Annotated in this window: 19 protein-coding genes; 5 read left to right on the plus strand and 14 right to left on the minus strand. The window is 70.4% G+C overall.

The genetic code is table 11. The annotated features are described in order from the left end of the window. Positions 1–1632, minus strand: a 1632-nt coding sequence (locus tag MKK55_RS22450; protein WP_243937725.1) for a carbon starvation CstA family protein, incomplete at its 3' end; no start/stop codon positions are given. Positions 1633–1838: 206 nt separating this feature from the next. On the opposite strand from MKK55_RS22450, the gene MKK55_RS22455 reads away from it, so the two are divergent. Next, positions 1839–2705, plus strand: a complete 867-nt coding sequence (locus tag MKK55_RS22455) for an NAD(P)-dependent oxidoreductase (protein ID WP_147844058.1) — start codon at positions 1839–1841, stop codon at positions 2703–2705. Positions 2706–2711: 6 nt separating this feature from the next. Here the strand turns inward: MKK55_RS22455 and miaA are convergent, their stop codons facing one another. After that, on the minus strand, positions 2712–3635 hold the full coding sequence (gene miaA, locus MKK55_RS22460) for a tRNA (adenosine(37)-N6)-dimethylallyltransferase MiaA (RefSeq protein WP_243937726.1): 924 nt from the start codon (positions 3633–3635) through the stop codon (positions 2712–2714). Between the two features lie 19 nt (positions 3636–3654). Between miaA and serB the strand changes: the two genes are divergently transcribed. Continuing rightward, positions 3655–4551: a phosphoserine phosphatase SerB gene (serB, locus tag MKK55_RS22465; protein ID WP_243937729.1), complete on the plus strand. Its 897-nt coding sequence runs from the start codon at positions 3655–3657 to the stop codon at positions 4549–4551. Positions 4552–4557: 6 nt separating this feature from the next. On the opposite strand, the gene MKK55_RS22470 is transcribed toward serB, so the two are convergent. From MKK55_RS22470 to MKK55_RS22495, 6 genes are all read right to left on the minus strand, one after another. Continuing rightward, on the minus strand, positions 4558–4944 hold the full coding sequence (locus MKK55_RS22470; RefSeq protein WP_243937731.1) for a DUF1640 domain-containing protein: 387 nt from the start codon (positions 4942–4944) through the stop codon (positions 4558–4560). Positions 4945–5105: 161 nt separating this feature from the next. Beyond that, positions 5106–6629 (minus strand): Do family serine endopeptidase, encoded by a 1524-nt coding sequence (locus MKK55_RS22475; protein WP_243937797.1) that lies wholly within the window; start codon positions 6627–6629, stop codon positions 5106–5108. Between the two features lie 127 nt (positions 6630–6756). Then, complete coding sequence (hflC, locus tag MKK55_RS22480; protein ID WP_147843690.1) at positions 6757–7713, minus strand: protease modulator HflC; 957 nt, start codon at positions 7711–7713, stop codon at positions 6757–6759. Next, positions 7710–8882: an FtsH protease activity modulator HflK gene (gene hflK, locus MKK55_RS22485; RefSeq protein WP_243937732.1), complete on the minus strand. Its 1173-nt coding sequence runs from the start codon at positions 8880–8882 to the stop codon at positions 7710–7712. The genes hflC and hflK overlap by 4 nt, the downstream gene beginning before the upstream one ends. 235 nt (positions 8883–9117) lie before the next feature. After that, positions 9118–9639, minus strand: coding sequence for a dihydrofolate reductase (locus MKK55_RS22490; protein WP_409566107.1), 522 nt, complete (start codon positions 9637–9639; stop codon positions 9118–9120). Further along, positions 9639–10433, minus strand: a complete 795-nt coding sequence (locus MKK55_RS22495) for a thymidylate synthase (RefSeq protein ID WP_243937733.1) — start codon at positions 10431–10433, stop codon at positions 9639–9641. Before MKK55_RS22495 ends, MKK55_RS22490 begins: the two co-directional genes overlap by 1 nt. 121 nt (positions 10434–10554) lie before the next feature. Between MKK55_RS22495 and selA the strand changes: the two genes are divergently transcribed. Next, complete coding sequence (gene selA / locus MKK55_RS22500) at positions 10555–11976, plus strand: L-seryl-tRNA(Sec) selenium transferase (protein WP_243937734.1); 1422 nt, start codon at positions 10555–10557, stop codon at positions 11974–11976. 171 nt (positions 11977–12147) lie between these two features. Further along, positions 12148–12624: a MarR family winged helix-turn-helix transcriptional regulator gene (locus MKK55_RS22505; RefSeq protein ID WP_147726067.1), complete on the plus strand. Its 477-nt coding sequence runs from the start codon at positions 12148–12150 to the stop codon at positions 12622–12624. Positions 12625–12637: 13 nt separating this feature from the next. On the opposite strand, the gene MKK55_RS22510 is transcribed toward MKK55_RS22505, so the two are convergent. From MKK55_RS22510 to MKK55_RS22520, 3 genes are all read right to left on the minus strand, one after another. After that, positions 12638–13159, minus strand: a complete 522-nt coding sequence (locus tag MKK55_RS22510) for an SRPBCC family protein (RefSeq protein WP_243937735.1) — start codon at positions 13157–13159, stop codon at positions 12638–12640. Between the two features lie 51 nt (positions 13160–13210). After that, complete coding sequence (locus MKK55_RS22515; protein WP_243937736.1) at positions 13211–14545, minus strand: alpha-amylase family glycosyl hydrolase; 1335 nt, start codon at positions 14543–14545, stop codon at positions 13211–13213. 62 nt (positions 14546–14607) lie between these two features. Continuing rightward, positions 14608–16002, minus strand: coding sequence for a pentapeptide repeat-containing protein (locus MKK55_RS22520; RefSeq protein ID WP_243937737.1), 1395 nt, complete (start codon positions 16000–16002; stop codon positions 14608–14610). Positions 16003–16187: 185 nt separating this feature from the next. Here MKK55_RS22520 and MKK55_RS22525 point away from each other — a divergent pair, with 185 nt between their 5' ends. Continuing rightward, on the plus strand, positions 16188–18479 hold the full coding sequence (locus tag MKK55_RS22525; RefSeq protein WP_243937738.1) for an FdhF/YdeP family oxidoreductase: 2292 nt from the start codon (positions 16188–16190) through the stop codon (positions 18477–18479). A gap of 104 nt (positions 18480–18583) precedes the next feature. Here the strand turns inward: MKK55_RS22525 and MKK55_RS22530 are convergent, their stop codons facing one another. The 3 genes from MKK55_RS22530 to MKK55_RS22540 form a co-directional block, all read right to left on the minus strand. Beyond that, on the minus strand, positions 18584–18799 hold the full coding sequence (locus MKK55_RS22530) for a hypothetical protein (RefSeq protein ID WP_147726058.1): 216 nt from the start codon (positions 18797–18799) through the stop codon (positions 18584–18586). 101 nt (positions 18800–18900) lie between these two features. Beyond that, positions 18901–19596, minus strand: coding sequence for a BA14K family protein (locus MKK55_RS22535; protein WP_243937740.1), 696 nt, complete (start codon positions 19594–19596; stop codon positions 18901–18903). Between the two features lie 116 nt (positions 19597–19712). Continuing rightward, on the minus strand, positions 19713–20945 hold the full coding sequence (locus MKK55_RS22540) for an acyl-CoA dehydrogenase (RefSeq protein WP_409566108.1): 1233 nt from the start codon (positions 20943–20945) through the stop codon (positions 19713–19715). Positions 20946–20991 lie beyond the last annotated feature (46 nt).

A 20991-nucleotide genomic window follows, 5' to 3' on the forward strand; every position in this document is an offset into this window, starting at 1 on the left:
CGGCCACAGCGTGTTGATGCCGCCGAGCGGGTCGGTCACGCCCTGGTAGAGGAAGTAGCCCCAGGCGCCGACCGCGATGGCCGTCGCCAGGATGCTCGGCACCCAGGCGTTGGTCTGCTTGAACGACGGCACCGCCAGCCCGACCAGGTCCTGCACCATGAAGCGGCAGGCGCGGGTCCCCGCATCGACCGCGGTGAGGATGAACAGCGCCTCGAACAGGATCGCGAAGTGATACCAGAACGCCATCATCGCCTTGCCGCCGATGGCGCTGGAGATGATGTGCGCCATGCCGACGGCGAGGGTCGGCGCGCCGCCGGCCCGCGCGACGATGGTGCGCTCGCCGACATCGCTGGCGGTCTGGGCGATCACCTCGGGCGTGGTCGGGAAGCCGAGCTTCGTCACCGCGGCGGCGGCGGTCTCCGGCGTCGTGCCGAGGAGCGCGACCGGCGCGTTCATCGTGAAGTACACGCCCGGATCGATGACGGTGGCCGAGACCAGCGCCATCACCGCGACGAAGCTCTCCATCAGCATGCCGCCGTAGCCGATGAAGCGCGCATCCGCCTCGCTGGCGATCAGCTTGGGCGTGGTGCCCGAGGCGATCAGCGCGTGGAAGCCCGAGACCGAGCCGCAGGCGATCGTGATGAACAGGAACGGGAAGAGCTGGCCCGCCCAGACCGGCCCGGTGCCGTCCACGAACTTGGTCACCGCCGGCATCTGCATGTGCGGGGCGACGAAGGCGATGCCCAGCGCGAGGCCGACGATCGTGCCGATCTTCAGGAAGGTCGAGAGGTAGTCGCGCGGGGCCAGCAGGAGCCAGACCGGCAGGATCGAGGCGACGAAGCCGTAGCCGATCAGCATCCAGCAGAGCTGCGTCCCGGTGAAGGTGAAGGCCGGGCCCCAGACCGGGCTGTCGGCGATCGCGCCGCCGCCGAAGATCGCCGCCATCAGCAGGACGAAGCCGAGGATCGAGACCTCGCCGATGCGGCCGGGGCGGATGTAGCGGGTGTAGACGCCCATCAGCATCGCGATCGGGATCGTCGACATCACGGTGAAGGTGCCCCACGGGCTCTCGGCCAGCGCCTTGACGACGATGAGCGCGAGCACCGCCAGCAGGATCACCATGATCAGGAACGTGCCGAACAGCGCGATGATGCCCGGGACGGTGCCGAGCTCGGTGCGGATCAGCTCGCCGAGCGAGCGCCCGTCGCGCCGCATCGAGACGAACAGGACCATGAAGTCCTGCACCGCGCCGGCGAGCACGACGCCGGCGAGGATCCAGAGCAGGCCGGGCAGGTAGCCCATCTGCGCGGCCAGCACCGGGCCGACGAGGGGACCGGCACCGGCGATCGCCGCGAAGTGGTGGCCGAACAGGACGCTCTTGTTCGTCGGGACGTAGTCGAGCCCGTCGTTGTGGAGGACGGCCGGCGTCTCGCGCTTGGGATCGAGCCGCATCACCTTCTCGGCGATGAACAGCGCGTAGTAGCGATAGGCGATGAGGTAGACGCAGACCGCCGCGACGACGAGCCAGAGCGCGTTCACCGCTTCGCCGCGCTCGACGGCGACAATGGCGAGCGCCGCCGCCCCCAACGCACCGACCAGGGCCCAGGGGCCATGCCTACCGATCGCGCCCATCGTTCCACTCCCGAAGCCGGCACTCGGGGGCCGACGATCCCGCGCGTGATGCCGCAATTTTGGATTGAGGAAAATCCCCATCGCGGCAGCGAGTGGACAACCGCGCGGCGTTGTCGCGATCCGCTTCGCATCGTCGCCGCCGCGGTTTGACGCTGCGGTGCGCGATACCTAGACCGCTCCAGCAGCACACGAGACGGAGACGGATGATGGCGAAGGTCGCGTTCCTGGGGCTCGGCGTCATGGGCGCCCCGATGGCCGGACACCTGGTCAAGAAGGGCCACTCGGTCACCGTCTACAACCGCACGGCCGCCAAGGCTGAGGCGTGGGTGGCGGCCAACGGCGGCGCGCATGCGCCGACGCCGCGCGAGGCTTCCGAGGGCGCAGAGATCGTCTTCGCCTGCGTCGGCAACGACGACGACCTGCGCGGCGTCGTGCTCGGTCCGGACGGCGCGCTCGCCGGCATGGAGGCCGGTGCGATCTTCGTCGATCACACCACCGCCTCGGCCGAGGTGGCCCGCGAGCTTGCCGAGGCCGCGACCGCGAAGGGGCTGGGCTTCATCGACGCCCCGGTCTCCGGCGGCCAGGCCGGCGCCGAGAACGGCATGCTCACCGTGATGTGCGGCGGCGGCCAGGGCTGCTACGACAAGGTCGAGAGCGCGATCGGCGCCTATGCGCGCGCCTGCCGGCTGATGGGGCCGGTCGGGGCGGGCCAGCTCACCAAGATGGTCAATCAGATCTGCATCGCCGGCCTCGTCCAGGGGCTGTCCGAGGGCGTGCACTTCGCCAAGAAGGCGGGGCTCGACGTGGAGGCGGTGCTTTCCGTGATCTCGAAGGGGGCCGCCGGCTCCTGGCAGATGGAGAACCGCGGCTCGACCATGAACGCGGGGAAGTTCGACTTCGGCTTCGCCGTCGACTGGATGCGCAAGGACCTCGGCATCCTGCTCGACGAAGCGCGCCGCAACGGCGCCAAGCTCCCGGTCTCGGCCCTCGTCGACCAGTTCTACGCCGACGTCCAGGCCATGGGCGGCAACCGCTGGGACACGTCGAGCCTCGTCGCGCGCCTGGAGCGCTGAGATCCCTCAGGCGATTTCCGCCATCGCCGCCTCGGGCGCCAGCCAGCGCCACTCCGCTCCCATCTGGTGGCGGAACCAGGTGAACTGGCGCTTGGCGTAGCGCCGGGTGTCGGCCTGCCCGCGCACGATCGCCTCCTCGAGCCCGATCGCGCCGTCGAGATGCGCGATCAGGCCGGGCACCCCGTGGGCGCGCATCACCGGCAGCAGCGGGTCGAGGCGGCGCTCGCGCAGCGCCGCGACCTCGTCGAGGGCGCCCCGCTGCATCATCATGCGGAAGCGCGCGTCGATGCGGGCGCGCAGCAGCTCGCGCTCGGGCGCCAGGAAGATCTTCAGCAGCCTTCGCCCCGCGAGCGGACCGGGCACGCGTGGCCCGTGGAACGCGGCGATCGGCCGGCCGGTGGCGGCGAGGATCTCGAGCGCGCGCATGACCCGGGCGCGGTCGCTCGGCCGCAACAGGGCGGCGCCGGCGGGGTCGCGTTCGGCGAGATCGGCGTGCAGCGCCTCGGTCGGGCGGCCCTCGCTCTCGCAGCGGATCGCGGCGCGCACGGTTTCCGGCACCGGCGGGAGGTCGGACAGGCCCTCCTCCAGGCTGCGGAAGTACAGCCCGGTTCCGCCGACGAAGACGGGCAGTCGCCCGTCGAGACCGGCCAGCAGCGACGCGGCGTCCCGCGCGAAATGCCCGGCAGAGTAGTTCACCGCCCCGTCGACATGCCCATAGAGGCGATGCGCGACGCTTGCCTCCTCCGCCCGATCCGGTCGCGCCGAGAGGATGCGCAGGTCGGCGTAGACCTGCATCGAGTCGGTGTTGACGACGATCCCGCCGTGACGGAGCGCCAGCGCCGTCGCGAGCGCCGACTTGCCCGACGCGGTCGGCCCTGCAATGAGGATCGCCTCCGGCCGCCCCTGCGACGACGCACTTGAAAGCGGCAACACGAAATCGTCGGCTCCGATGACCCTTGTCGCGACCCTGATAGCAAACGAGGCCCGCCCCGCCATCACCGATGCGGTGCTGGCCGAGGCGCGCCTGGTTCTCGCGACCGAGCATCAGCCGCGCATCCTGCACGGCGAGGTCGCCGCCGAGTTGCTGGTGCCGGGGGCTGCGGTCGCCGCGCCGGCCTTCACCGCGCGGTTGCGGACGGCGCTCGCGGGCGAGCCGATCGACGTCGCGGTGCTGCCGGCGGACGCCCACCGGCGCAGGCGCCTGTTCCTCGCGGACATGGACTCGACCATGATCGAGCAGGAATGCATCGACGAGCTCGCCGACACGATCGGCCTGAAGCAGCAGGTCTCGGCGATCACCGAGCGCGCGATGCGCGGCGAGATCGCCTTCGAGCCCGCTCTGCGCCAGCGCGTCGCCCTGCTTCGCGACGTGTCGGCCGGCGTCGTCGACGCGCTGATCCGCGACCGGCTGACCCTGACGCCGGGCGGTCGCACGCTCGTGCACACGATGAAGGCGCACGGCGCACGCACCTGCCTGGTGTCGGGCGGCTTCACGCTGTTCACCGGGCCGATCGCCGAAGCGCTCGGCTTCGACGAGCATCACGCCAACCGGCTCGGTCTCTCGGACGGGCGCCTGACCGGCATGGTGGACGACCCGATCGTCGGGCGTGCCGAGAAGCGCGCGACGCTGATCGCGCTCCGCGATGGCCTCGGACTGGACGTTGCGGAGACGATGGCGGTCGGCGACGGGGCCAACGACCTCCACATGCTCGGCGAAGCGGGCCTCGGCGTGGCGTTTCGCGCGAAGCCGGCTGTGGCCGCCGCGGCGCGCGCCCGGATCGAGCACGGCGACCTGAGCGCGCTGCTCTACCTGCAGGGCTACATGGCGAGCGAGTTCGTCGCCTGACCGCCGTCAGTGCAGGCTGCGGACGAGCGCGACGACCGCGCCGAGGATCGCGACCGTCTGGAACCCGATCATCCCGAACATCCACTTGATGATGTCGGACTTCGCCGTCGCGATGTCCACGCGGGTTGCTAGATGCAGGGCATCGATGTCCGCCTTCGTCGAGAAGCGCAGCGCATCGATGTCATGTCGGACCGCGACGATGTCGGCCTGCGTCGTCACGCGGAACGCTTCGATGTCGTGCCGGACATCCGCGATGTCGGTCTTGGTCGGAATGCCGCTGGCGAACACCTCGGACATGGCGTCCGCCATCCCCTCCGCCTGCTCCGGCGTGAGGTGAGCCTTCTCGTGCAGGTTGCGCGCGAACTTCAACGTATCGAAGGCGATGGCGTTCACGGGGGCGGCCGACTCGCGCGCGGGCATCCGCCGGATGCGAAGGGTGACGGGTTCGGTCCTTGCGGGCAAGGCATCCGCCAGCTTTCGTCCGCCACCAAAGAGAACGCCGCCGCCCGGATCGGGCGGCGGCGTCGGTTCGTGCCGTTATCTTCGCGAAAAGGTTAGTCCAGGCCGATCGCCACGAACCGGACGTCGCCAGTCGCGCTGGCGACCAGCAGAAGCACCGACTTGCGGGAATCCTTGCGAAGAGCCTCGACGCGCTTGGTCACGTCGGCCGGCGTGTTGACCGCCTCCTGCCCGACCTCGACGATGACTTCGCCCGGCTGGATGCGCTTGTCGGCCGCGGTCGAGTTCGGGTCGACGCGGGTGACGACCACGCCCTTCACGCCGTCCTTGATGCTGTACTTCCGGCGAAGCTCGTCGGTGAGGCCCGAGAGGTTGAGGCCGAGCGCCTGACGCGTGGCGCTCTCGGCCTCGGGCTGGCGGAGGTTGGCGAGCTGCGGCTTGTCGCTGTCCTCGAGACGGCCGAGCGTCACGGCCTTGGTGCTCTCCTCGCCCTTCCGGACGACGACGACGTCGACCTTCTGCCCGACCGGGGTCGAGGCGACGATGCGCGGCAGGTCGCTCGAGGCCTTCACCGCCGTGCCGTTGAACTTGACGATCACGTCGCCGACCTCGAGACCCGAGGTCTTGGCCGGCCCCTTCTCGTCGACGCCGGCGATCAGCGCGCCCTTGGCGCCCCCCTTCAGCCCGAGCGCTTCGGCGGTGGCGTCGTCCACGTTCTGGATGCGCACGCCGAGCCAGCCGCGACGGACCTCGCCGAACTCGCGGAGCTGGTCGATCACCGGCTTGGCCGAGCTCGACGGAACCGCGAAGCCGATGCCGACGGAGCCACCGGTCGGCGACAGGATCGCCGTGTTGATGCCGATCACCTCGCCGTCCATGTTGAACAGCGGGCCGCCCGAATTGCCCTTGTTGATGGCCGCATCGGTCTGCAGGTAATTGTCGTAGGGACCGGACTCGATGTTGCGGCCGCGCGCCGAGACGATGCCGGCCGACACCGAGCCGCCGAGGCCGAACGGGTTGCCGATCGCGATGACCCAGTCGCCGGCGCGCATCTTGTCCGAATCGCCGAACGGCACCGCCTTCAGCGGGCGCTCGGCCGTCGGTTTCACGCGCAGCACGGCGAGGTCGATCTTGGAATCCTTGCCGATGATCTCGGCCTTCAGCTTCGTGCCGTCGTGCAGGATCACCTGGATGTCGTTGGCGTCGCCGATGACGTGGTTGTTCGTCACCACGATCCCGGACGCGTCGATGATGAAGCCGGAGCCGAGCGAGCTCGACTTGCGCTGCTGGCGCGGGTTGTCGCTCTCGCCGCGCTGCTCCGGGCCGCCGCGCCCGCCGCGCTTGTTGAAGAATTCCTCGAACAGGTCCTCGAACGGGGTCCCGGGCGGCAGCTGCGGGCCGGCGCGGTTGCCGGGGCGCGCTTCGACGGTGGTCGACGCCGAGATGTTGACCACCGCGTCGTCGACCTTCTCCGCGAGGTCGGCGAGCGAATCCGGGCCCTTGGCATAGGCCGGCATCACAACGGACGAGGATGCGATCAGGATCGCGGCGGCGACGGACCGCGCGGAGCGGCGGAACCGGGCGAGGGGATGCGCGGGCGCGCTCGCGGCGGGGTGCATGATCGACCTCTTCAAGAACGCGTTTCCGGTGCTGTCGGGTGCCGCCGATCGGCGGCTAGCGGTTCGATGGCCGCCTTAAGATCGGCGGCGGCCCGCCCCGTTCAAGGGCGGGCCGCCTGCGTCATGGTCAGCGTGCCGGGCCGGTCGAGCCGGTCGTCGCCGCCGGGTCGGACCCGCGCGGCGCCCCGCCCTGCGCCGCCTTGCCCTGCGGATCGCTGAAGTAGCGGAAGAAGTCCGAGTTCGGGCTCATCACCAGCCGGGTCTCGTTCCCCTTCAGCCCGGTCTCGTAGGCCTGCATCGAGCGATAGAAGCTGAAGAAGCCCGCATCCTTCCCGAAGGCCTCGGCGAGGATGCGGTTCTTGTCCGCGTCGCCCTGGCCGCGCAGCTTCTCCGCCGTCTGGGTCGCGTCGGCGAGGATCACGGTCACGTCCCGGTCGGCCTTCGCCTTGATCGTCGCGGCGATCTGGTCGCCGTTGGCGCGGATGTCGGCGGCCTCGCGCTCGCGCTCCGTCTTCATCCGGCGATAGACCGCGACGCTGTTCTGGGCGGGCAGGTCGACGCGGGTCATCCGCAGGTCGACGATCTGCACGCCGAGCGCCTTGGCCTCCCGGTTCACGTCCTCCTGGATCTGGTTCATCAGGCGGGTGCGCTCGGTCTTGACGATGGCGTCGCGTGTCGAGCGCGCCAGGACGTTGCGCAGGGACGAGTTGGTGAAGCTCGCGAGGCGCTGGTTGGCCAGCGCGACGTTGTTCACCGACTGGTAGAACCGCAGTGGATCGACGATCCGGTAGCGGGCAAAGGCGTCGACCTCGAGGTTTTGCCGGTCGGCGGTCAGGAGCGTCTGCACCGGCAGGTCGAGGTCGAGGACGCGCTTGTCGAAGAGCACCACGTTCTCGACGAAGGGCAGCTTGAAGTAGAGCCCGGGCTTGTCCTCGCCGGTCTGGTTCAGGACGGCGCGGACGCGGCCGAACTGTAGCACCAGCGCCTGCTGCATCTGCCCGACGGTGAAGACCGAGGCATAGAAGGCGAGTGCGAGGGCGGCGGCGACGACCGCCGAGCCCGTGCGGATGGCCTGTGCGTTCATCGGGCCGCTCCATTGGTCTGCGCCGGGGCGGGGGTGCGGGACCCGAACTCGGCCAGCGGCAGCACCGGCACGACGCCAGCGGCACCGGTCGCGCTGGAGCCGGCGACGCCCTGATCGATGATCACCTTGTTCACGGAGCCGAGCACCTTCTCCATCGTCTCCAGGAAGATCCGCTCGCGGCTGATCGCCGGGGCGGTCTTGTAGGAGGCGTAGACCTCGTCGAAGCGCGCGGCCTGGCCCGTCGCGTCGGCGGTCGCCTTGGTCTTGTAAGCTTCCGCCGCCTGGACGATCTGCGAGGCACGGCCGCGGGCCTGCGGAACCTCGCGGCTGGCATAGGTCTTGGCCTCGTTCTGCGCCGTGTCGGCGTCCTGCTGGGCCGCGTTCACGTCGATGAAGGCGGGCCGGACTTCCGGCGGCGGGTTGACGCTGACGAGCTGCACCACCTCGATGCGCACGCCGGCGCCGTACTCGTCGAGCGCGTTCTGGGTGATCTCCTTGACCTCCTGCGCGACGCTCGACTGCTCGTTCGTCAGGATCGCCTGGATGTTGCGGCGGCCGACCACCTCACGCATCGCGCTCTCGGCGATCGCCTTGATCGTGCCTTCCGGGTTCTGGAGATTGAACACGTAGTCCGAGGCCTTGAGCGGGTTCACGCGCCACTGCACCTCGAAGTCGAGGTCGACGATGTTCTCGTCGCCCGTCAGCATCAGGCTCTCGTCGGGCATGTCGCGCGAGCGCGCCTGGGTTCCGCCGCCGGAGCGGAAGCCGACCTGTATCGAGTTCACCTGGCCGACATTCGGCTTGATCACGCCGCCGACCGGATAGGGGAAGTTGTAGCGCAGACCCTCGCCCTTGGAGCCGACGTAGCGCCCGAAGATCGTCTCGATGCCGACCTGGTTGGGGGCGACGGTGTAGAAGCCGGTCGCGAGCCAGAGGCCCACCGCCAAGGCGCCGATCACCACGAAGCTCTTGCCGCCGCCGAGCGAGCCGCCCGGCATCACGCCGCGCAGGCGGTCCTGGCCGCGGCGCAGAAGATCCTCGAGATTGGGCGGTGTCTTGCCGCCACCGCCACCGCCGCTGCCCCAGGGGCCGCCGCCATTGCCGCCGCCGCCACGACCCCAGGGACCTCCCCCGCCGCCACTGCCGCCGCTCTGATTGCTCCAAGGCATGCTAGCCGTCTTCTCCTGCCTGCTGCGGGATTGCCCGCGCGCCAACGGTTCGAACCGCCCGAACGGCCCGCGACCGTGTCCAAACCTGCCCGGATGAGGCAGCCACCGGAACGAGCGGAGGCCTACGCACCTGCGAGGGACCGTCGCCTGCTGTCAAGGCAAGCAGGTGGGCATCGGCGCCGCCTTTGGCAACCGCGACCGGACGCCCCTCCACATCCGAGGGAAATCGTGGTTTTCACGGGATGCGTTCGAGGTTCACGAACGTGTAGGCGTGCTCGTCGTGCGGACCGGCCGGATGCGCCTCGCGGAAGGTCTCGCGAAACAGGGTTCGGTCGAAGGCGGGGAAGCGCGTATCGCCGTCCGGGCTCGCCGCGACCTCGGTCAGCCTGAGGGCGTCGGCATGGGGGAGCGCGAGCCGGTAGATCTCGGCGCCGCCGACCACCATCAGCTCCTCGGCCGCCGCGGCCGCCAGCGCCTGCGACCAATCGTGAACCGTCTCGATCCCGTCGGCCGCGAAGGCGGGATCGCGGGTCATGACCAGCGTGCGGCGACCCGGCAGGGGGCGGCCGATCGAGGCGTAGGTCTTGCGCCCCATCAGCATCGGCTTGCCCATGGTCACCGCCTTGAACCGTTTCAGGTCGCCGCGCAGGTGCCACGCGAGCCCGTTGTCCCGGCCGATCACGCCGTTCTCGGCCAAGGCTACCACCAAGGTGATCTTGACCGGCCGCATACCGGCCCCGTGCGTCGGGGACGGCATCAGACGGCCACCGGCGCGCGGATGGCGGGATGGGGCTCGTAGCCCTCGATCGCGATGTCCTCGTAGCGGAAGGCGAACAGGTCGCGGACCTCCGGGTTGAGGCGCAGCGTCGGCAGCGGCCGCGGCGCGCGCGTGAGCTGGAGGCGCGCCTGGTCGAGGTGATTCCGGTAGAGATGCGCGTCACCGAAGCTGTGGACGAAATCGCCGGGGCGCAGCCCGGTGACCTGCGCGATCATCGCGGTCAGCAGGGCGTAGCTCGCGATGTTGAACGGCACGCCGAGGAAGACGTCGGCCGAGCGCTGGTAGAGCTGGCACGAGAGCCGCCCGTCGGCGACGTAGAACTGGAACAGGCAGTGGCACGGCGCCAGCGCCATCCGGTCGAGGTCGGCCGGGTTCCAGGCCGAAACGATGAGACGGCGCGAATCGGGATTGCGGCGGATCTCGTCGACGACCCAGGCGATCTGGTCGACGGTGCCGCCGCCGGGCTTCTCCCAGGAGCGCCACTGCTTGCCGTAGACCGGGCCGAGATCGCCCTGCGCGTCGGCCCACTCGTCCCAGATCGTCACGCCGTTGGCGCGCAGCGCGCCGACATTGGTGTCGCCGGTGAGGAACCACAGCAGCTCGTGGATGATCGATCGCAGGTGCAGCTGCTTGGTGGTGACCAGGGGAAAGCCCCGGCCGAGATCGAACCGCATCTGGTGGCCGAACACCGAGAGGGTGCCGGTGCCGGTGCGGTCTTCCTTGGCGCAGCCCTCGTCGAGGATGCGGGTGAGCAGCTGGTGATACGCGTCCATCGTCCGACTTCCTGCCCGCGTTCGCGGGCGTTGCCAAGAGCGGGTCGCGGGCGGAGGGCCGACGGCGCGCCTGCGGCTTCGCGGGACTGGATGGAGCGGTCCGACCTGCTATCACTCGTTCATGGCTTCACGTGCGTCCGCTCCCCGTCCTCGCGAACAGGCACAGGGCGCGCGACCTCCCTCCGTCGAGCGGCTTCTCGGTGACGAAGCCTCCGTCGCGCTGGTAGAGAGGTTCGGCCGAACCGCTCTCCGGGACGCGATCCGCGACAATCTCGCCGCGATCCGGGCCGGCGGGGATGGCGTGCCGGAGGCGGCCGAGATCCTCGCCCGCGTCGGCCATGCTCTGGCCCGGCAGGCGAGCCCGTCCTTGCGGCCGGTCTTCAACCTCACCGGCACCGTTCTGCACACCAATCTCGGCCGCGCCCTGCTGCCGCCCGAGGCGGCCGCCGCGGTATCGGCGGTGATGACGGGCGCGAGCAACCTCGAGTTCGACCTCGCCACGGGCGAGCGCGGCGAGCGCGACGACCATGTCGAGGCGCTGATCTGTCGGCTGACCGGGGCGGAGGCGGCGATCGTCGTCAACAACAACGCGGCGGCCGTCTTCCTCGTCCTGAACGCGCTCGCGATGCGCAAGGAGGTGGTGGTCTCCCGCGGCGAGCTCGTGGAGATCGGCGGCTCGTTCCGCGTGCCCGACGTGATGGCGCGGGCCGGGTGTCGCCTGCGCGAGGTCGGCACCACGAACCGGACCCACCTGCGCGACTTCGACGAGGCGCTCGGCCCGCGCACCGGCCTCGTGATGCGGGTCCATCCCAGCAACTACGAGATCCGCGGGTTCACGGCGCAGCCCCGCGAGGAGGCGCTCGGCGCGCTCTGCCGCGAGCGCGGCGTGCCGCTGGCGCTCGACCTCGGCAGCGGCAGCCTGATCGATCTGGCCGCGCATGGCCTGCCGCCGGAGCCGACCGTGCGGGCCGCCCTCGCCCATGCCGACCTCGTCACCTTCAGCGGCGACAAGCTCCTCGGCGGTGTCCAGTGCGGGATCGTCGCCGGGCGCGCCGACCTGCTGCGGAAGGTTCGCAAGAGCCCGCTGAAGCGCGCGTTGCGGGTCGACAAGATGACCTACGCCGCGCTCGAGGCGACGCTGCGGCTCTACCTGCATCCCGAGCGCTTGGCCGAGCGCCTGCCGACGCTGCGCCTCCTGACGCGCCCGGCCGAGGCGATCGACGCCCAGGCGCGCCGGCTCGCGCCGGAGGTGGCACGTCGCCTTGCCGGCCGGGCGGAGGTCGCGGTCGCGGCCTGCAGCAGCCAGATCGGCTCGGGCGCCCTGCCGGTGGAGACCCTGCCGAGCGCCTGTCTGGTCCTGACCCCGCCCGCGGGCGAGGGCGGGCGCCGCGGCGGTGCCTGGCCGAAGCGCATGGCCGCCCTTCTGCGCGATCTGCCGGTCCCGGTGATCGGCCGGATCGCCGACGGCGCCCTGCACCTCGACCTGCGCACGCTCGAGGACGAGCCCGGCCTGCTCGCGAGCCTCGACGCGCTCGCCGCCTGAGACGGCAAGTGGCTCCATGCAATAAGTGGCTCTATGCAATGAGGTTTGCGACGGAATTTCACGTTCGCCCCCTCACCGATCGGACATATCGTGCTATGCGGGAAGGCCGGGGCGACGCGCGAGCGCGGCGGAGACTCGCGCGTGACGATGTGGGCGACTGAGATGGCGTGCATGACGGAGGCGACGCGGGAGGCGCCCGAGGCGGAAGCCGAGCGGACCAGGGATCCCCTGCTGCTCGACAATCAGCTCTGCTACGCCCTCTATGCGGCCGCGCACCGGATGACGAAGTCCTACCGCCCGCTGCTGGAGCGGATCGGGCTGACCTACCCGCAATATCTCGTGCTGATGGTCCTGTGGGAGACCGACGGGGTCACCGTCTCCGAGATCGGGCGGCGCCTGCGCCTCGATTCCGGCACGCTGACGCCGGTGCTCAAGCGGCTCGAGGCGGCCGGCCTGCTCCAGCGCAACCGACGCCGCTCCGACGAGCGCGAGGTCGAGATCGCCCTGACCGAGAAGGGGCGTGCCCTGCGCGCCGACGCGGCGGAGGTGCGCCAGAGCGTCATGTGCCAGCTCGACCTGACCGAGCCCGAGGTGCAGGCGATGCGCATCGACCTGAACCACCTCATCGACAGCCTGTCGAAGGACTGACCGCACGGCTCGCCTAGGGAGCGGCTTCCTTGGCGATGCCGGCGAGGCCCGCCTCGTAGACGCCGGCGATGTCGGCGACCGCCTCGGCCTCGGTCATCCCCTCCGCCTCGAAGCGCGCGGTCCAGGTGACCGTCGCGCCCTTGCCGATCGGCGTGACCGAGAGCGTCGACGTGTAGTCCTTCGCCGGCAACGGCCCGGAGACGAGCCTGTAGGAATAGCTCAGCGCCGCCTCGTCCCGCGCGGTCTCGATCTCGATGAGCGTGCCGAGGCCGCCCGCCGCGACGAGGGCGCGCACCGGGGCGCCGTCTTCCGACGACAGCGTGCAGCGCGTCACCTGCGGGTGCCACCGCGCGATGTCGCAGAAGCCGCCGATCAACGACCAGATCGCGGCGGGCGGCGCGGCGACGATGCGGGAGCGGGTCACTTCCAGCGCCGAGGCGGCCCCGGCATGCGCGACGATGCCGAGCGAGACCGCGAGGACGAGGTGTCCGGGCGACGGCTTGCGGATCCCGGTCGTGCGCGCTCGCGTCTGCATGGTCGGCCTCGTCCGCTTCACGATCTCCACCTAGGGCGGCGCGCCCGGCGATCACGCCTTTGCCGCGAGGATCGCCCATCCGTGCGGCGAAAGGCGGATGCGGGCCTGAGACTCGCCCTCGCCGATCACCTCGCCCTGCCCGGCTTCGAGGCCGAGCGCGCCCGGCGCCGGCTGCTCCGACGGCTCGTCCGACAGGTTGAGGGCGAGGAGGAGCCGTTGCCCGTCGCCGTGCGCTTCCAGCGTCAGGGCGGTGTTGGTCAGATGCAGCGCGCGCGTCCGCGCCGTGTGCAGCCACGGATGCCGCCGGCGCAGGGCGATGAGGTCCTGATGCAGCCGGTAGGTCGGCCAGCCTTCCGGCGCGAGGTCGTCGGGGCTCGGGGGGAAGGCCGGGCGGATGGCGTCGTCGCCGCCGGCCCGGTCCTCCTTGATGCCGCGGAAGGCCTGCTCGTCGCCGGCATAGATCGAGGGCGTGCCGCCGACGGTGAGCAGCACGGCCAGGGCATGGGGCAGGTGCCGGATGTCGGCGATCCGGCTCGCGATCCGGGTGACGTCGTGGTTGCCGACGAAGGTCATCGGCACGAAGGCGTCGAGAAAGTCGTCGTGCCGCTTCAGCGCGTGTGCCAGCTCGAACAGGTTGCAGTCGTTGAGACCGCTCCAGATCGCCTTCCACAGCTCGTACTGCGTCACCGAATCGAGGCCGGTCTCGGCGACTATGCCGGCGTAATCGCCGTGGATCACCTCGCCGACGAGGTAGGCGTCCGGATGCGCCGCGCGGACCCGCGGCAGGACGCGCGTCCAGAAGGCGCGCGGGACGGCGTAGGCCGCGTCGAGGCGCCAGCCGTCGGCGCCGCGGGCCAGCCAGTGGTTCATCACCGCGACGACGTGGTCGGCGACCTCGGGGTGGTCGTGGTTCAGGGTGACCAGGGCGCTGTGGCCCTCGAAGCAGCGGTGGTCCGGCACGTCGCCGGGGTTGGTGCCCTCCGGCCAGGACAGGTGGAACCAGCCGGCCCGGGCGGCGGACGGGCCCTCGTCGAGGACAGTGCGGAACGCCGGAAAATCCTGCCCGACATGGTTGAACACGCCGTCGAGCAGGACCTTCAGCCCGCGGGCATGGGCCGCCGCGATCAGCCGGTCGAAGTCGGCCTCGTCGCCGAGCCGCGGGTCGATGCGCAGGTAGTCGATCGTGTCGTAGCCGTGGGTCTCGGACGCGAAGATCGGGCCGAGCGCGAGGCCGGTCGCGCCGAGATCGGCGGCGTAGTCGAGCCAGGCGACGATGTGGTTCAGGCGATGCGCGACCTCGGCGCCGCGTCGGCGCGTGCCTTCCGCCCCGACGAAGCCGAGCGGGTAGACCTGCCACCACACGGTGTCGCGAATCCAGTCGGGCATGAAGGTGCGTGATCCTCGGCCGGCGCGGCCCTGCCCCGTGACATAGGGCGCACCCGGCAAAATCAGCGGCGCAGCCGGTTGCCGAGCACGAAGCCGTAGAGCCCCATAAGGATGATGCCGGCGGCGCCTTCGATGCCGACGAGCAGGTTGGTGAAGCGGCCGATCGGCTTGACGCCGATCTCCGGCGGGTTCGCCGTCATCATGTTGAGCGCGCTGTAGCTCAGCCAGTCGACGGCGTTCCGGGTCGGCTCGGTCGACCCGTCCGGGATAAGGCCGCCGGCGAAGCCGAACAGGACCGCGAAGACGACGATTAGGATGGCGAAGGCGCGCGCGATCCGCGACAGGCTCTCGCCGTAGTCGCACAGCCACTCGACGAAGCGGTCCGAGGTCCAGCGGTAGCCGTGGCGCAGGAACGCCCGCCCGTCCCGTGCGGTCCAGGCCACGCGGGTCTTCTCCCCGGCCTCGAACCGCCCCATCCTTCGGCCGCGCTTGTACGCCCAGCTCGCCTCGTCGTGGCTCCCGATGCTCTTCAGGTTCTGCTCCAGCGCGAGGTAGCTCGCCTGCGCGCCGGCGTAGTCGCCCGCGGCCTCCTCGCCGACCATGCCGCCGAGCTGCTCGATCCGCATCCGCGTGCCGTTGAGCCAGGCGCCGGCGAAGCGGGCATGGTGCAGCTTGCACGTGACGAAGTTGAGCCGGACTAGGCTGGTCTCCGAGAGGTCCGCGCCGGAGAGGTCGGCGCCGTCGAGCTTGACGTTCGAGAGGTTGGCGCCGCGAAGCCGCGAGCCGACGAGGCGCGCCTTGGTCAGGCTCGCGCCCTCGAAGTCCGCGTGCGTCAGGTTCACGTCGGAGAGGTCGGCCTCGTCGAGCCGCGCTCCCTTGAAGCTGGTGTCGTCGGCATCCGCCCCGGTGAAGTCCGCGCCCCACAGGTCGGCGCCGGAGAAGTTCGCGCCGTCGAGCAGCGCCTGCGGGAACTTCGCGAAGCGCAACGCCGCGTCGTCGAAGCGTGCATCCTCTAGCATCGCCTCGCGGAAGCTCGCCTGGCCGGCGACGATGCCCCGGAAATCGGTGCCGCTGAGGTCGGCCTCGCCGAGGTCGGCCTCTTCCAGGTTCGCGCCGGCGAAGGTGGCGGAGCGGCCGACCGCGCCGGAGAGGTTCGCCCGCCGCAGGTTCGCGGCCGAGAGGTTCGCCCCTTCCATCCGGGCCCTGTCGAGGACCGCGTCGGCGAGGTTCAGGCCGCCGCATTCGGGGTCCCACCACGCCGGCGCGGGCGCCTCCGGGTCGATGCGCTGCGCGAGCGTTGCGCCCGCGGCGTCGATGCGCACGAGATCGAGCCCGTGCTCGCCGGTCCCGAAGCGGGTGCTCCCCGCGGCGGCGATCCGGTCGAGGACCGCTTCGGTTCGGGCGTCGCGCGGGGCGTCTGCGGCGCGCGGCAGCGGGGTCTCGTTCCGGTCGGACAATCGGGGGCGTGCTTTCGATGATGGCCGGGGCGAGCCGTAGCACGGCCGACCGCCCGCCGCCGACCCTGCGCGCGCGCGATGTTTGCCGCACGCGCCCGACCGGACCCTTTCGCACCGACGGACGGTTCTTCCCCGATGATCGCGCCTTCGGCCCGATCCGCGAACGCGAAGTTGGAGTCTCGGGAATGACGGATTCGGTGCAGCTCGATCCCTACGAGGGGCCGGCCGGCGGCTGGGGGTCGGCGAAGTCGCTGACCGAGATCCTGCTGCGCGAGCAGATCCCCGTCACCGGCGGGTTGATGCTGCGCCACCAGAACAAGCCCGGCGGGTTCATGTGCGTCAGCTGCGCCTGGGCCAAGCCCGGCAAGCCGGCGGTGTTCGAGTATTGCGAGAACGGCGCCAAGGCCACCGCGTGGGAGGTGACGCGCAAGCGCGTCGGCGCCGACTTCTTCGCCGCCCATACCGTGACCGAGCTCGCCGGCTGGCGCGACTACGATCTCGAGGAGCTCGGCCGCCTCACCGTGCCGCTGCGCTGGGACGCGGCGACCGACCGGTACCGGCCGGTCTCGTGGGACGACGCCTTCGCGGAGATCGGCGCCGAGCTGAAGGCGCTCGAGCCGAAGCAGGCGGTGTTCTACGCCTCGGGCCGCGCCTCGCTCGAGACCTCGTACATGTACGGCCTGCTGGCGCGGCTCTACGGCAACAACAACCTGCCCGACTCGTCGAACATGTGCCACGAATCGACCTCCGTGGCCCTGCCCGAGAGCATCGGCTCGCCGGTCGGCACCGTGTTGCTGGAGGCGTTCGAGCATACCGACTGCATCCTATTCTTCGGCCAGAACCCCGGCTCGAACGCGCCGCGGATGCTGCACCCGCTGCAGGACGCCAGCCGGCGCGGCGTCCCGATCATCACCTTCAACCCGTTCCGCGAGCGCGGGCTGGAGCGCTTCACCAACCCGCAGGCGCCGCTCGAGATGCTGACGCGATCCGAGACGCGGATCTCGTCGCAGTACCTCCAGGTGAAGGCCGGCGGCGACCTCGGGGCGATCTACGGCATCTGCAAGGCGCTGCTGGCGCTCGACGACGCGGCGATCGCGAGCGGGGCGGAGCGGGTTCTCGACACCGCCTTCATCGCCGAGCACACCCAGGGCTTCGAGGCGTTCGCGGCCTCCGTGCGCGAAAAGACCTGGGACGAGCTCGAGCGGCATTCCGGCCTGACGCGGAAGGCCCTGGAGCAGACGGCCGCGACCTACGCCAAGGCGAAGGCGACGATCGGCGTCTACGGGATGGGGCTGACGCAGCACCGCATGGGCGTCGAGACGGTGCAGGCCCTGGTCAACCTGCTCCTGATGCGCGGCAACATCGGGAAGCGCGGCGCCGGCATCTGCCCGGTCCGGGGGCACTCCAACGTCCAGGGGCAGCGCACGGTCGGCATCACCGAGAAGCCGGAGCTGGTGCCGAACGACAAGCTGCGGCAGCTCTACGATTTCGAGCCGCCGATGGAGAAGGGCCTCAACACCGTCGAGGCCTGCGAGGGCATCCTCGACGGATCGGTGAAGGCGTTCGTGGCGCTCGGCGGGAACTTCATCCGCGCCGTCCCGGAGACCACGCTGATGGAGGCGGCCTGGAAGACCCTGCGCCTGACGGTGCAGATCTCGACCAAGCTCAACCGCAACCACCTGATCCACGGCGAGGTCGCCTACATCCTGCCCTGCCTCGGCCGGATCGAGATCGACCAGCAGGCCGGAGGACGGCAGGCGGTCTCGATGGAGGATTCGACCGCGTGCATCCACGGCTCGAAGGGCTATGCCGAGCCGGCGGGACCGGAATTGCTTTCCGAGCCGCGGATCGTCGCCGGGATCGCCAAGGCGACGCTGGCGCCCAATCCGCGAATCGACTGGGATCGCTGGGGCAGCGACTACGCCAGCGTGCGCGACGCGATCGAGGCGACCTATCCGGATCAGTTCAAGGACTTCAACGCGCGGATGTGGACGCCCGGCGGCTTCCGCCGTCCGATCCCCGCGGCCGACCGCGATTGGAAGACCGAGAGCGGCAAGGCGAACTTCGTCACCCCCCGCGGGCTGTCGGCCGATCCCGACACCGAGCAGGCCGATCCGGACGTGATGCGCCTCATCACGATGCGGTCGAACGATCAGTTCAACACCACGATCTACGGCTACGACGATCGCTTCCGCGGCGTCAAAGGCACGCGCATGGTGCTGTTCATGAACCGCGACGACATCGCCCGCCTCGGCCTGCGCGATGCGCAGAACGTCGATCTCGTCGGTGCGGCCAACGACCAGGTCGTTCGGCGGGTGGATGGGTTTCGGGTGCTCGCCTACGACATCCCGAAGGGTTGCGTCGGCGGCTACTACCCCGAATGCAATCCGCTGATCCCGCTCTGGCACCATGCCGAGCGCAGCAAGGTGCCCGCGGCGAAGTCAGTCCCGGTGCGGATCGAGGTCGCCTCGGTCTGAGACCGGTCGCGGGCGAGGGACGATCGGCGCCTGGCGGGCGCCGATCCGACGGGCGATCGATCATGGAACGCCGGCCCCGAGCCTTTCGGGTCGGCGTTGGGCCGTCAGCCCTCGGCCTGTATCTCGGGCGCCATGTAAGGGCGGCCCTCGGCGGTCAGCGCCCGGTCGACGGCCTCGATCGCGACGAGGATGCGGGTCAGGTCCTCGGCCATCGAGACCGGCGCGAGATCGATCCCGGCGAGCCGCTTGGTCATCGCGTTGCGCTGGCGTGCGAGCACGGTTCGGGCGCGGTGCAGGTCTTCGATTTCGTCGGCCATCATGATGTGAGTTTCCCTTCGGCCCGGCACGGTATCCGGCCGGCCGCAAAAAGCCCCGCGACCCTCTCGGCCGCGGGGCTCTCCTTCAGTTCGGCACGATGCCGTTACGGGCAGGAATGCCGCTGGCCGTCGTTGCCGAGGTAGGTCTGCGACCGCACATCGTAGGAGCGGAAGCGCTGGATGCAGTAGCTCACCGATTCCTGCGGCCCCGGCGCCACCTCGGTCTGAACCTCGGTGTATCCCGGATTGTAGCCGTAGCCGTAGCCGGCCGGCGCATAGCCGCCGCCGTAGTAGTTGTCGTCGTAGCCGTATCCGCCGTAGCCGTAACCCAGGCCGCCGCCGATCAGCGCGCCGGTCGCCAGCCCGAGGCCGAGCCCGGCGGCGCCGTATCCGAGGCCGCGACCGTACCCGCCGCGGTAACCGCGCCCATAACCGGCGCCGTAGCCCCGGCCGATCCCGCGGTTGGCGAAGCCCGCGTTGTTGGCGAAGCCGCGGTTTCCGACGAATGCGCCGCGATTGGCGAAGCCGGCATTGCCGCCGAACGCGCCTCGGTTGGCGAAGCCGCCGCCGATCCCGCGATTGGCGAAGCCACCGCCGCCGATGCCGCGACCCGCGAAGCCGCCACCACCGAAGCCACGGCCGCCGCCGAAGCCACGGCCGCCGCCGAACCCGCCGCCGCCGAAGCCGTGACCGCCGCCAATGCCGCCGCCGCGACCGCCGAAGCCACGGGCGTCGACCGTCGCCGGAAGCATCGCGAGGGCGCCGACCATCAGCGCGGATGTCAGAACAATCCGTTTCATAAGATTCTCACTCGTTCATCGACATGATGTTGTCGGATAAACAACGCGCGAGAGAGAGAAACGTACCGTTGTATCGTGTGCCCGCGGCGAAACATTCAATCGTCGCGGTCCTCCGTTCAGAAGAAGGCCTGCAGCCCGGTCTGCGCACGCCCGAGGATCAGGGCGTGGACGTCGTGCGTGCCCTCGTAGGTATTGACCGTCTCGAGGTTCTGGGCGTGCCGCATCACGTGGTACTCGCCCATGATGCCGTTGCCGCCGTGCATGTCGCGGGCGGTCCGCGCGATGTCGAGCGCCTTGCCGCAATTGTTGCGCTTGATCAGCGAGATCATCTCCGGCGCCATCTTGTCCTCGTCCATTAGGCGGCCGACGCGCAAGGACGCCTGCAGCCCGAGGGTGATCTCGGTCTGCATGTCGGCGAGCTTCTTCTGGATCAGCTGCGTCTGCGCCAGCGGACGGCCGAACTGCCTGCGCTCGAGGGTGTAGGACCGCGCCCGGTGCCAGCAATCCTCGGCGGCGCCCATCGCCCCCCACGAGATGCCGTAGCGGGCGCGGTTGAGGCAGCCGAACGGCCCCTTCAGCCCGGAGACGTTCGGCAGCAGCGCGTCCTCGCCGACCTCGACGCCCTCCATCACGATCTCGCCCGTGGTCGAGGCGCGAAGCGACAGCTTTCCCTTCAGCGTCGGGGCGGAGAGCCCCTTCATGCCCTTCTCCAGGATGAAGCCGCGGATCGCGCCGTCATGCGCGTCGGACTTCGCCCAGACCACGAACACGTCGGCGAAGGGCGCGTTCGAGATCCACATCTTGGCGCCCGACAGGCGGTAGCCGCCGTCGATCTTCTCGGCTCGCGTCTTCATCCCGCCGGGATCCGAGCCGGCATCAGGCTCGGTCAGGCCGAAGCAGCCGATGAACTCGCCGGACGCGAGCTTCGGCAGGAACTTGCGGCGCTGCGCCTCGGAGCCGTAGGCGTGGATCGGGTACATCACCAGGGACGACTGCACGCTCATCATCGAGCGGTAGCCGGAATCGACCCGCTCGACGGCGCGGGCCACCAAGCCGTAGGCGACGTAGCCGGCGCCGGCGCAGCCGTACTCCTCCGGGATCGTCACGCCGAGCAGGCCGAGCGCGCCCATCTCGCGAAACAGGTCCGGGTCGGTCTTCTCCTCGGCGTAGGCCTCGACAATGCCGGGCAGCAAACGCTCCTGCGCGAAGTCGTGCGCAACGTCGCGGATCGCGCGCTCGTCCTCGGTGAGCTGGTCGTCGAGCAGGAACGGGTCGTCCCAGACGAAGCCGGCCGACGCCTTGGCCGTGGGGCCGGCGCTTCCGGCAGGCGCGCGCATCGGTGCGTTCATGGTCGGTCCCTCTCCGAGACTGTCTTCGCCGGTTCGGTGGTCCGCC

The sequence above is a fragment of the Methylobacterium sp. J-059 genome (assembly GCF_022829485.1).
In the GTDB taxonomy this organism is placed as follows: Bacteria; Pseudomonadota; Alphaproteobacteria; order Rhizobiales; family Beijerinckiaceae; genus Methylobacterium.